Source organism: Stenotrophomonas sp., from assembly GCF_032066555.1.
Taxonomy (GTDB): Bacteria; Pseudomonadota; Gammaproteobacteria; order Xanthomonadales; family Xanthomonadaceae; genus Stenotrophomonas.
This window is the reverse complement of record NZ_DAMBKV010000017.1, coordinates 21,583-33,259: the sequence shown is the minus strand read 5'-3', so window position 1 is coordinate 33,259 and position 11,677 is coordinate 21,583. Positions and strand designations below refer to the sequence as shown.

The following is an 11,677-nucleotide window of genomic DNA, read 5'->3' as shown; positions in this document are numbered from 1 at the left end:
CATGGCTCGGCACTACAGTCGCCAGGCCTCGACCCCATCAACCAGCCAAAAGCTCACTCCTCCCCAACCCTCCCCTTCGCTGCGCGAAAGGGAGGGGGCAGAAACGTAGTGCAGAGCCATGCTCGGCAGGGGCTTTGCCGGTAGAGCCCTTGCCGAGCATGGCTCGGCACTACAGTCGCCAGGCCTCGACCCCATCAACCAGCCAAAAGCTCCCCCCTCCCCAACCCTCCCCTTCGCTGTGCGAAAGGGAGGGGGCAGAAACGTAGTGCCGAGCCTCGGCTCCATCAGGCGGCCAAAAGCTCACCCCTCCCCGGCCCTCCCCCTTCGCTGCGCGAAAGGGAGGGGGCAAGAGCGTAGTGCCGAGCCATGCTCGGCAGAGGCGTTACCGGTACCGCCAAATGTAGGAGCGGCGTAAGCCGCGAAGCACCTGATCCGTCAGATTGCGCGCACTCCGCTAGTTTCGATGCTATCGACTTCGCGGCTTACGCCGCTCCTACAACGCTGTGTGCTGCGCACAAACAAAAGCCCGGACGGTTTCCCGTCCGGGCTTTTACTTGAACCACGCAACTCGAACTTACTTCGAGGCGGCGTCCATTTCCTTCAGCAGCTGCGGCGCCGGTGCCACTTCCTGCATGATCCAGCGCATGTAACGCTCGTCGACCGAGATCATGCGGGTCATCACCGGGTCGAACACCCAGTTGCTGGCGACCGATTCCCAGATGCCGTCAAACGCCAGGCCAACCAGGCGGCCGTGCGCGTCCAGCACCGGCGAGCCGGAGTTGCCGCCGGTGATGTCCAGGTCGGAGAGGAAGTTCACCGGCACGCTGCCGATACGCTTGTCCTCGAAGCCGCCGTAACGCTTGGCCTTGACCGCATCGATCAGCGCCTGCGGCGAGTCGAACGGGTCCTTGCCGGTTTCCTTGGCGACGATGCCTTCCAGATCGGTGAAGGCCGGCTGCACCTTGCCGTCCAGGCCGGTGTAACCCTTCACGTTGCCGAAGGTGATGCGCAGCGACAGGTTGGCGTCCGGATAAACGAACTCACCCTTGGTCTTCTTGTAATCGGCAATGGCCTGCAGGAACAGCGGACGTGCCACCAGCTCCTCGCCCATGCGCAGCTTGCGCTGGTGCTCCAGCTCCAGCAGTGCCGGCATCACCGCCACCGCGTACTGGATGGCCGGGTCATTGCTGGCCTCGAACGCAGCCTTGTCGGCACCGAACCACTTCAGGCGCTCGTCCAGGCTGCCCAGCCTGGAGCCGTCCAGACGTGCAACGGTGGCTTCGACCGCCTTGGCATCAACGCCACCGATCCACTTGTCGAACGCCGACAGGTGCTGGCCGGCAGGCAACTGCACGTACTGCTGCAGCCAGTACTGCTGGAACTGACGGTCCATGGCCGGCACGTAGCGGCGGTCCATCTGCTTCAGGCCGCCTTCGATGGCCGGCAGATCGCGTTCCTGGTAACCCTCTTCGCGCTGCGCGTCCGGCTTGGCCTTTTCAATGGCCAGGCGGTACAGCCGCACGGCAGTGCCGAGGGTGCCGGTGCGGTTGAGCATGGCCAGGTTCAGGTCACGCGCCTGGTTCATGCGCGACTGCTGGCCCAGCGTCTGCAGCTGTGCGAACGCATCCAGCGCCGGCTTGCCGGCAGCGCCCTGGCCCCGCAGCCATTCCAGCACCGCGGTTTCCGCAGCCTGCTTCTGGCCGAGCACGTTGTTGCGCTTGAAGCCGTCCAGCTGGCCGTCGTAGTTCTTGCTGGTGTTGTTCCAGCTGGCCATGTTGGCGGCGTACTTGACCGCGATGTCCGGGTTGTCCTTGCTGGCCGCTTCGACCATCGCGATCTGGTCCTTGTAGGCCTTGGCGATCGACGGGTAGGTCCAGGTAGCGGTGTTCTCGAACTCGCTGACCAGCGCATAGCGATCGGTGCGGCCCGGATAACCGGCGACCATCACGAAATCACCCTCGCCCAGCGGCTGGTTGGCCAGCTTCAGCCAATGCTTGGGCTGGTACGGCACGTTGTCGGCGGCGAAGGCGGCCGGCTTGCCGTCCTTGCCGACATAGGCGCGGTAGAACGAGAAATCGCCGGTGTGGCGCGGCCACATCCAGTTGTCGACGTCACCGCCGAACTTGCCGACGCTGCCCGGGGGCGCATAGGCCAGGCGCACGTCCTTGATTTCCATGTTCTTGAACAGGCGGTAGGTGTTGCCGCCGGAGAAGCTGTACAGGGTGCAGCTGTAGGCGTCGTCGGTTTCACAGGCGGCGATGGCCTGCTTCTCGAAGGCTTCCAGCGCCTGGGTGCGCTTGAGCGGGTCGTTGCCGGCGCCAGCGATGGCCGCCTTGGCCTGTGCGGTGACATCGGTGATGTCGTCCAGCACGTAGATGCGGGCATTCGGGCCGGCGCTCAGTTCGTCTTTCAGGGTCGGCGCGTTGAAGCCGTCCTTGATCAGGTTCTTCTCGGCAGTGGAGTTCAGCTGGATCGAGCCGTAGGCGCAATGGTGGTTGGTCACCACCAGGCCCTGCGGCGAAACGAAGCTGGCGGTGCAGCCGCCCAGCGCAACCACCGCGCCCATCGGGTCGCCGGTCAGGTTGGCCAACTGCTGCGGGTCCAGCTTCAACCCTGCCTGCTTCAGCGGACCGGCAATCTCCGGCAGCTGCTGCGGCACCCACATGCCTTCAGCGGCGTGCGCGGTCTGCGCCAGGCCCAGGCCAGCAAGGATGGAAAACGCAAGAAAATTCACGCGCATTACGCTATTCCGAAAGTTTGGAAGCGCCGATTGTAGCCGTTGCAACTGTCATCCTCCCCTGCCATCGGTCAGTACCGGGCGGTTACGGCTGAAAGCTTATAATCGCCCTCTTTCCACACACTGCGGTCCCCTGCAATGGCACAGACGATGAAGGCGCTGGTAAAGCGCGAAGCGACCAAGGGCATCTGGATGGAAGAGGTGCCGGTGCCGACGCCCGGTCCGAACCAGGTGCTGATCAAGCTCGAAAAAACCGCCATCTGCGGCACCGACCTGCATATCTACCTGTGGGACGAGTGGAGCCAGCGCACCATCAAGCCGGGCCTGACCATCGGCCACGAGTTCGTCGGCCGCATCGCCGAGATCGGCCCGGGCGTGACCGGCTATGAAATCGGCCAGCGCGTCTCGGCCGAAGGCCACATCGTCTGCGGCCATTGCCGCAACTGCCGTGGCGGCCGCCAGCACCTGTGCCCGAACACCGTCGGCATCGGCGTCAACGTCAATGGCGCCTTCGCCGAGTACATGGTGATGCCGGCCACCAACCTGTGGCCGATCCCGGACCAGATCCCCTCCGAACTGGCTGCATTCTTCGACCCCTACGGCAATGCCGCGCATTGCGCGCTGGAGTTCGACGTGATCGGCGAGGACGTGCTGATCACCGGCGCCGGCCCGATCGGCATCATTGCCGCCGGCATCTGCAAGCACATCGGTGCGCGCAACGTGGTGGTCACCGACGTCAATGATTTCCGCCTGAAGCTGGCCGCCGACATGGGCGCCACCCGCGTGGTCAACGTCGCCAACCAGTCGCTGAAGGACGTGATGGCCGAGCTGCACATGGAAGGCTTCGATGTGGGCCTGGAAATGAGTGGCAACCCGCGCGCCTTCAACGACATGCTCGACTGCATGTACCACGGCGGCAAGATCGCCATGCTCGGCATCATGCCCAAGGGCGCGGGTTGCGATTGGGACAAGATCATCTTCAAGGGCCTGACCGTGCAGGGCATCTATGGCCGCAAGATGTACGAGACCTGGTACAAGATGACCCAGTTGGTGCTGAGCGGTTTCCCGCTGGGCAAGGTGATGACCCACCAGCTGCCGGTGGACCGTTTCCAGGAAGGTTTCGACCTGATGGAACAGGGCAAGGCCGGCAAGGTCGTGCTGAGCTGGAATTGAGCCCAGGCGGAATCGGTAGTGCCGACCCATGGTCGGCATTGGCGTTACCGGTAATGCCCCGCTGCCGACCATGGGTCGGCACTACGGAAAAAGGCGCCTTTCGGCGCCTTTTTCTTTACGCATCATGCTTGGATCAGGGCACGTCCACCGACACGGTGAACACGACACCCGGCTTGTAGGTGTCCGACTCGCGGCGCAGCAGCGAGGCATCCGAACCGAAGGTGTCGTAGTAGCCCAGGGTGGCGGTCGCCGGGCCAAAGGCCTTGGACACCGAGATCGAGCCATCGTAGTAATCGGCACGACGCGGCCACTCGTTGGCCTTTTCCTTGATCGTGGTGTAACCGGCCGAAGCGCCGATCGAGAAGCCGCTGTCACCGATGTCGTAGCTGGCCTCCAGCGCGCTGTAGGTCTGCTTGGCACCGGTGTTGCTGTAGTCGTTGGCGTAGCCGAGCAGGCCGCTGACGGTCACTGGGCCACTCCAGGTTACCTTGGCCAGGTACTCGTTGTAGTCGATGTCGCCGTAACCGCTGGAGGCGCCTTCATAGGTGTAACGGTTCACACCCAGGTCCAGGTTCCAGCTGTCGCTCAGGTCCTTGCTCCAACCGATGTTGTAATCGACTTCGAAGTTCGGGCCGCCATCGCCGAAATCGACATTCGAGCCCCACACGCCCACGTACAGACCAAACGGCGCGGTGTAGTTGGCGCCGGCCTGGAACGCCGGGCCGTTGTCGGTCTGCGACACGCCACGGAACACGTAGTCGGTGGTCACGCCGAAGCTGGCGCTGAACGGAGAGGTGGATTCCTCACTCTCCTGGGCACTGACGGCAAACGGAACGGACAACAGGGCGGCACAGGCCACGGCGACAAGACGCTTGTTGTGCATCATGCAGATCTCTCCAGGAAGTGGGGGTATCGGGATCAGACAGAACCCGATTCACAAATATTTAACCGCAAGTATATTGCGATGCAACATCTATTTCACCCCGTTACCCCGCCCCTGCCCTATTCAGCCGCCTGCCAGTGGAAAGATTCCATAGCGACGGGTAGCGAGTCGGATTGACTGTCCCGTCGCATAAGCCGGCGCTCCTGGCGGCAACTCCACCTCCAGCTCGGTTGCTATGCCATCCAGGCGTGCGCGCAGGCGCTGGCGCGGGCCACTGCGCTGCACCAGCCCCACCGTCGCCTGCCAGTGGCCATCGGCCGCGACCAGCAGATCCTCCGGGCGTACGAATACCTCCAGTGCCTCGCCTTCCGGCACCGGCAGCGTGCGCGGCCACTGTGCTCCGGCCACTTCCAGGGTCTGCCCCTGCGCGCGCGCCGGCAACCGGTTGGCCTCGCCGACAAACCCATACACGAACGGGGACGCCGGTTGGTCGTACACCTCGCCCGGCGTACCCACCTGCTCGATGCGGCCACGATTGAGAATGGCGACACGGTCAGCCAGTTCCAGCGCCTCTTCCTGATCGTGGGTGACGAACACCGTGGTCAGCCCGGTGCGGTCATGCAGTTCGCGCAGCCAGCGCCGCAGGTCGCGGCGTACCTGGGCATCCAGCGCGCCGAAGGGTTCATCCAGCAGCAGCACGCGCGGTTCGATCGCCAGCGCGCGGGCCAGCGCCACGCGCTGCCGTTGCCCACCGGACAGCTGCGCCGGGTAGCGCCCGCCCAGCCCGTCGAGTTGTACCAGCGCCAGCAGCTCATCGACCTTGGCGTCGATGCGCGCCTTCGGCCAACGTTCGGCGCCGCGGCGTACCTCCAGCCCGAAGGCGATATTGCGGCGCACGTCCAGGTGCTTGAACAAGGCGTAATGCTGGAACACGAAACCGGCGCGGCGCGCCTGCACGCTCAGGCCGGTTGCGTCTTCGCCATCGAACAGGATCTCACCACGCTCGGGATGTTCCAGCCCGGCAAGTGCACGCAGCAACGTGGTCTTGCCCGAGCCGGAGGGCCCCAGCAAGGCCAGCAACTCGCCACTGCGGATATCCAGGCTCACCCCGTCGAGCGCGGGGAACGTGCCGTACTGCTTGCCCAGGTTGTGTATGCGGATGTTCATTGCGACCTCAATGACGGTGTGCGGCGGCCAGTGACTGACCATGGCGCCATTCCAGGAAAGATTTCACCACCAGCGTCAGCAAGGCGGTGGCAGCCAGCAGTGATGCGCAGGCAAACGCAGCGCTGTAGGCGTATTCGTTGTAGAGAATCTCCACGTGCAGCGGCAGCGTATTGGTGCGGCCGCGGATATGCCCGGACACCACCGACACCGCGCCGAATTCACCCATCGCCCGCGCGCTGCACAACAGCACGCCGTACAACAGGCCCCAACGGATGTTTGGCAAGGTCACCTTCCAGAACATCTGCCAGGCATTGGCGCCCAGGGTCAGCGCTGCCAGTTCCTCATCACTGCCCTGCTGCTCCATCAAGGGCATCAGTTCGCGGGCGATGAAGGGAAAGGTGACGAACACCGTGGCCAGCACGATGCCCGGGATCGCGAACACGATGCGTGGCAGCTGCAGCAGGGTTTCGCCCAGCACCGGCAGGTGCAGGCGCAGCCCGTCCTCGATCAACGGCCAGAACCAACCATCGCGACCGAACAGCAGGATGAAGACCAGACCCGCAACCACCGGCGATACCGAGAACGGCAGGTCGATCAAGGTCACCAGCCAACGTTTGCCCGGAAAGCTGTGCTTGCTCACCACCCATGCCGCCGCCACACCGAAAATCAGGTTCAACGGCACGACTATTGCTGTCACCAACAAGGTCAGGCGTATCGCGGAAAGTGCATCCGGATCACTGATCGCGTTCCAGAACGCCAGCACACCGCCACGCAGCGCCTCGACGAATACCAGCACCAGCGGCAGCAGCAGGAAGGACAGCAAAAAACCCAACGCGCCCAGGATCAGCAGCACCTGCACCCAGCGCGGCTCGCTGGTCACCTGCTGCGGCTTGGCCACCCGCTCATCACGCGCGATTGCCACCGGCAAGTCCGACACCCATTCGTTCATCGCATCCCCCTGCGCTGCAGCCGGGCCTGCAAGGTATTTACCAGCAACAGCAACACGAACGACAGCAACAGCATCGCCCCGGCGATGGCGGTGGCACCTGCGTAGTCGAACTCCTCAAGACGGATGGTGATCAGCAGCGGCGCGATCTCGGTGACGCTCGGCATGTTGCCGGCGATGAAGATCACCGAGCCGTACTCACCCACGCCACGCGCGAAAGCCAAGGCAAAGCCGGTCAGCATCGCCGGCCACAGGCTTGGCAACACCACTCGCACGATGGTCTGCAAGCGTGTGGCCCCGAGCGTGGCCGAGGCCTCCTCGAACTCGCGCTCGGCCTCAGCCAATACCGGCTGCACGATGCGCACCACGAAGGGCAGGCCAACAAACACCAGGGCCACCACGATGCCCAACGGCGTGTAAGCCACCTTGATGCCCAATGGCTCCAGCCATTGCCCTATCCAGCCCTGGCCGCCATACAACGCAGTCAAGGCGATGCCGGCCACGGCGGTCGGCAAGGCAAACGGCAGATCGATCATGGCATCGAACAGGCGCCGCCCGGGGAAGCTGTAGCGAACGAATACCCATGCGACCAGGGTGCCCATCAGCGTATTGAACGCCGCTGCCGCGAACGCGGTGCCAAAGCTCAGCCGCAACGCGGCCAGCACACGCGGTTCGGTCCATATCTGCCAGATCCCGCCCAGGCCCAGCCCCGCGGCTTTCAGGAACACGCCCAGCAATGGGATCAATACGATCAATCCCAGCCAGAACAAGGTGATGCCCATACCAAGACCAAAGCCGGGGAGTACCCGGCGTTGGCTTCGCACACGCGGCTGCAGTGTTTGCGCTGTTGCTGACACGGTCTACTTGCTCGCCTGGATCTGATCGAAGACACCGCCATCGGCGAAGTGCTCAGCCTGCGCCCTGCCCCACGAGCCGAAGGCACTGCGGATGGTGACCAGCTGCACCTGTGGGAAGCGCGCCACGTCAGCTGGTGCCGCGTATTGCGGCGAACGCGGGCGGTAGTAGTGGCGTGCGGCGATGCGCTGGCCTTCCGGCGAGTACAGGTATTGCAGATAGGCCTGGGCGACCTCGCGGGTGCCATGGCGGTCGACGTTGCGATCCAGCAGCGCTACCGACGGTTCGGCCAGGATCGACAGCTTGGGCACCACGATCTCGAACTTGTCCGGGCCCAGTTCTTCCTGGGCAAGGAAGGCTTCGTTCTCCCAGGCCAGCAACACATCACCAATACCGCGCTGGACAAAGGTAGTCGTCGCCCCGCGTGCACCGGTATCGAGCACCGGTACATTGCGGAACAGCGCGCGCATGTAGTTCAACACCTTCTCGCGATCACCCTTGAAGATGTGGTCGCCATAGGCCCACGCCGCCAGGTAATTCCAACGCGCGCCGCCGGAGGTCTTCGGGTTCGGCGTCACCACCGATACACCGCTGCGCAGCAGGTCCGGCCAATCGCGGATGCCCTTGGGATTGCCCTTGCGCACCAGGAACACGATCGTCGAGGTATACGGCGCACTGTTGTCCGGCAGGCGGCTTTCCCAGTTGGCTGGCAACAGTTTGGCCTTGTCGGCGATGGCGTCCACGTCATAGGCCAGCGCCAGCGTGACCACATCGGCTTCAATGCCATCGATCACCGTGCGCGCCTGCTTGCCGGAGCCGCCGTGCGAGGTTTCGATGGTGACGTTGTCGCCCTTGGTTTCCTTCCAGTGCTTGGCGAAGGCGGCGTTGAAATCGCGGTACAGCTCGCGGGTCGGGTCATAGGAAACATTGAGCAGCTGCACATCGCGTGCAAACGCGGCGCCTGCACTCAAGGTCAGGGCGAACGCCAATGCTGCGGTAGCAAGGCGTGAAAGATAGGAATGTGTCATCAGGGCTCTCCGTCAGAAGGAAACTTGCAGGCGCGAGAAAACAGCTTTTTCATCAGGCAACTTCGCGCCAGCGGAAGCCGCGTCAAAACTGCTGTGCAGGTAATTGGTCGCCAGCTTGAGGTTGGCGGTCAGGTACCAGTTGGCGCCCACCGTCCACGAGCGGACCTGCGAAGCCGACACCGTCGGGTCGGCATAGAACGGGAACGCCGCATCATCGATCTGCAGTTCGCCGTAGCGTGCAGTCAGCTCCACCGCGCCATGGCCACCGTTGTTGCCAAACGGGCGCGAAGGCGTGACGCCGCGATAGCTGGCATCTTCACCGGTCAGCACATAGCTGGCGGTGGCCTGCCAGCCTCGGTTGTCCAGCCGCTTGCGGATGCCATTGCGCGCCACCTCCTGTTCCGAGGCGATGTACTCGGCCTGCAGGCCCAGTCCATTGCGATAGAACCAGCCCTGCGGCGACCAACGGCGGTGCTCGCCATCGGCAACCACCGCACTGCGGTAAGCAAAGAACGTGGCCTGTCCTGGCGTGCGATAGCGCGGCAGATAGTTGTTGCCGCTGCCATGCTTTTCACCGCTGCTTGCACCCAGGCCGAAGCCCAGGCCCGCCCAAGCGCTGTTGCTGCCCTTGAGCGGCTCGAAGAACACGCGTCCCGCATATTCGAAGTCGTCATCCGGATTGCTGGTGACCGCATCGCGGCCATCGACGGTGCCGTTGAACACGCCCAGCGCATAGCTGAATTTGCCCTTGGCCAGTTCGCCCTGCAGCTGTACACCGAGGTCGCGGTTCGGCGCCAGTTCGCTGGCCAGCGCGCGCTCCACATCGACCAGTGCCGAGGATGACTGCAGCCGTTCCAGACCGACCGGCGAGGTGAACTTGCCGACGCGTACCGTGTACGCAGGATCGAAACGCAGATCGGCATAGGCGTCGACGATGCTGGCGCTGTCACCGGCGAACTCCGGGGTAAAGCGGTACGCCACCAGCTTGCCCAGCGAACCTTCCAGGGTGGGCCGTGCGGTGCGCAGCAGGAAGGTGTCGTTCTGGTTGGCATCACTGCCCAGGAACACGCGGGCATCGCCCTGCAGCAGGCCGCGTAGTTTCAACTCGTAGTTGCCGTCGCCCGATTTGAACGAGGCGCCCTTCTGGTCGATGGCGATCTTCGGCGCGCTTTTGGCGGCGGCAACGCGTTCTTCTTCCGCCAGCTCCAAGCGACGTTCGAGGATGCGCAGACGCTGGTCCAGATCAGCCAGGCCTACGCCTTCGGTCGCGCCATCACTGACACCGGCCAAACGCTCCAGTCGTTGCAGGCGCTCCTGCAGTTGCTCCACGGTCAGTTGCTGCGCCTGCGCCGATGACCCCGCCCCACACGCCGCCAGGGCCAGGCTGAGGGACAACAGCTTCCTGGTCGGCAGGGTGAATGGGGGGCGTGTGGCGGTCATCGGCGTCTCCTGGTGGGTGGGTGTGCAGACGATGCTGCGGGTGCACACCCACTACCGAGAAATGACTTAGGCCGCCGCGCTTATAGCCTTTGCGCATGACGACAGCGCCGAGGCACAGGGAAGGCTAAAATTAGCGTTCCACTTGACCGCAAGACCCTGCCATGACCGACACCGCGAACATCTCCCCGCTGACCCGGCACTACGCCGAGGAACTGGACGCCATCCGCGCGCAGGGGCTGTTCAAGTCCGAACGCATCATCACCAGCCCGCAGTCGGCCGAGATCACCCTGGACGACGGCCGCACGGTGCTGAACTTCTGTGCCAACAACTACCTGGGCCTGGCCGACCACCCGGAGCTGATCCAGGCCGCCAAGGACGCGCTGGACACGCATGGTTTCGGCATGGCCTCGGTGCGCTTCATCTGCGGCACCCAGGACCTGCACAAGCAGTTGGAGAAGCAGATTGCCGACTTCTTCGGCAAGGACGACACCATCCTCTACGCCGCCTGCTTCGATGCCAATGGCGGCCTGTTCGAGCCGCTGCTGGGCGAGAACGACGCGATCATCTCCGACGCGCTCAACCACGCCTCCATCATCGATGGCGTGCGCCTGTGCAAGGCCAAGCGCTTCCGCTATGCCAACTGCGACATGGCCGACCTGGAAGCGCAGCTGCAGGCCGCCGATGCGGCCGGCTGCAAGACCAAGCTGATCACCACCGACGGCGTGTTCTCGATGGACGGCTTCATCGCCCCGCTTGATGAAATCACCGCGTTGGCGAAGAAGTACAACGCGCTGGTGCACATCGACGAATGCCACGCCACCGGCTTCCTTGGCGCGACCGGCCGCGGCTCGGCCGAAGTGAAGGGCGTACTGGACAAGATTGACATCATCACCGGCACCCTGGGCAAGGCCATGGGCGGCGCACTGGGCGGCTTCACCTGCGCCAGCGCCGAGGTCATTGAACTGCTGCGCCAGCGTTCGCGTCCCTACCTGTTCTCCAACTCGTTGCCACCGCATGTGGTGGCCGCCGGCATCAAGGCGTTCGAGATGCTGGCCGCCGCCGATGACCTGCGTGCCACGCTGCGCGAGAACACTGCCTACTTCCGCGAGAAGATGACCGCTGCCGGCTTCGACGTGAAGCCGGGCGTGCACCCGATCAGCCCGGTGATGCTGTACGACGCACCGCTGGCGCAGAAGTTCGCCCAGCGCCTGCTGGAAGAAGGTATCTACGCCATTGGCTTCTTCTTCCCGGTGGTGCCCAAGGGCCAGGCCCGTATCCGCACCCAGATCAGCGCTGCACACAGCCGCGCCCATCTGGACCGCGCGATCGATGCTTTCACCCGGATTGGCCTGGAGCTCGGCGTGATCAAGGGCTGAGTGTTTCTGCCCTTGGTCTGAAGGCAAAACAGGCGCCCAAGGGCGCCTGTTTTTTTCCTGTAGTGCCGAGCC

The 11,677-nt window shown here is 64.0% G+C and carries 9 protein-coding genes; 2 read left to right on the top strand and 7 right to left on the bottom strand.

What is annotated here, in order from left to right; translation table 11 throughout:
* Nucleotides 1-574: 574 nt before the first annotated feature.
* Nucleotides 575-2,740, bottom strand: coding sequence for a S46 family peptidase (locus RT131_RS16025; RefSeq protein WP_313173781.1), 2,166 nt, complete (start codon nt 2,738-2,740; stop codon nt 575-577).
* A gap of 135 nt (nt 2,741-2,875) precedes the next feature.
* On the opposite strand from RT131_RS16025, the gene tdh reads away from it, so the two are divergent.
* The gene (gene tdh, locus RT131_RS16020; protein ID WP_313173780.1) at nt 2,876-3,910 is read left to right on the top strand and encodes an L-threonine 3-dehydrogenase; all 1,035 of its coding nucleotides are present in this window, start codon (nt 2,876-2,878) and stop codon (nt 3,908-3,910) included.
* A 133-nt stretch (nt 3,911-4,043) separates the two neighbouring features.
* On the opposite strand, the gene RT131_RS16015 is transcribed toward tdh, so the two are convergent.
* From RT131_RS16015 to RT131_RS15990, 6 genes are all read right to left on the bottom strand, one after another.
* The gene (locus RT131_RS16015) at nt 4,044-4,796 is read right to left on the bottom strand and encodes a TorF family putative porin (RefSeq protein WP_313173779.1); all 753 of its coding nucleotides are present in this window, start codon (nt 4,794-4,796) and stop codon (nt 4,044-4,046) included.
* A 120-nt stretch (nt 4,797-4,916) separates the two neighbouring features.
* Nucleotides 4,917-5,960: a sulfate/molybdate ABC transporter ATP-binding protein gene (locus tag RT131_RS16010; RefSeq protein WP_313173778.1), complete on the bottom strand. Its 1,044-nt coding sequence runs from the start codon at nt 5,958-5,960 to the stop codon at nt 4,917-4,919.
* Nucleotides 5,961-5,967: 7 nt separating this feature from the next.
* Nucleotides 5,968-6,909 carry a sulfate ABC transporter permease subunit CysW gene (gene cysW, locus RT131_RS16005; RefSeq protein ID WP_313173777.1) on the bottom strand — a complete coding sequence of 314 codons (942 nt, stop codon included), beginning with the start codon at nt 6,907-6,909 and terminating at the stop codon, nt 5,968-5,970.
* Nucleotides 6,906-7,730: a sulfate ABC transporter permease subunit CysT gene (gene cysT / locus RT131_RS16000; protein WP_313173776.1), complete on the bottom strand. Its 825-nt coding sequence runs from the start codon at nt 7,728-7,730 to the stop codon at nt 6,906-6,908. The genes cysW and cysT overlap by 4 nt, the downstream gene beginning before the upstream one ends.
* Before the next feature lie 36 nt (nt 7,731-7,766).
* A complete protein-coding gene (locus tag RT131_RS15995) occupies nt 7,767-8,789 on the bottom strand; it encodes a sulfate ABC transporter substrate-binding protein (protein WP_313173775.1) in 1,023 nt (340 codons plus the stop codon).
* Between the two features lie 12 nt (nt 8,790-8,801).
* Nucleotides 8,802-10,229 carry a porin gene (locus RT131_RS15990; RefSeq protein WP_313173774.1) on the bottom strand — a complete coding sequence of 476 codons (1,428 nt, stop codon included), beginning with the start codon at nt 10,227-10,229 and terminating at the stop codon, nt 8,802-8,804.
* 161 nt (nt 10,230-10,390) lie between these two features.
* Between RT131_RS15990 and kbl the strand changes: the two genes are divergently transcribed.
* On the top strand, nt 10,391-11,605 hold the full coding sequence (gene kbl / locus RT131_RS15985; RefSeq protein ID WP_313173773.1) for a glycine C-acetyltransferase: 1,215 nt from the start codon (nt 10,391-10,393) through the stop codon (nt 11,603-11,605).
* Nucleotides 11,606-11,677: the final 72 nt, after the last annotated feature.

What these genes read in the sequence shown, in the direction of transcription:
- RT131_RS16025 (WP_313173781.1), bottom strand. Translation starts at nt 2,740, where the DNA reads ATGCGCGTGAATTTTCTTGCGTTTTCCATCCTTGCTGGCCTGGGCCTG.
- tdh (WP_313173780.1), top strand. Translation starts at nt 2,876, where the DNA reads ATGGCACAGACGATGAAGGCGCTGGTAAAGCGCGAAGCGACCAAGGGC.
- RT131_RS16015 (WP_313173779.1), bottom strand. Translation starts at nt 4,796, where the DNA reads ATGATGCACAACAAGCGTCTTGTCGCCGTGGCCTGTGCCGCCCTGTTG.
- RT131_RS16010 (WP_313173778.1), bottom strand. Translation starts at nt 5,960, where the DNA reads ATGAACATCCGCATACACAACCTGGGCAAGCAGTACGGCACGTTCCCC.
- cysW (WP_313173777.1), bottom strand. Translation starts at nt 6,909, where the DNA reads ATGAACGAATGGGTGTCGGACTTGCCGGTGGCAATCGCGCGTGATGAG.
- RT131_RS15995 (WP_313173775.1), bottom strand. Translation starts at nt 8,789, where the DNA reads ATGACACATTCCTATCTTTCACGCCTTGCTACCGCAGCATTGGCGTTC.
- RT131_RS15990 (WP_313173774.1), bottom strand. Translation starts at nt 10,229, where the DNA reads ATGACCGCCACACGCCCCCCATTCACCCTGCCGACCAGGAAGCTGTTG.
- kbl (WP_313173773.1), top strand. Translation starts at nt 10,391, where the DNA reads ATGACCGACACCGCGAACATCTCCCCGCTGACCCGGCACTACGCCGAG.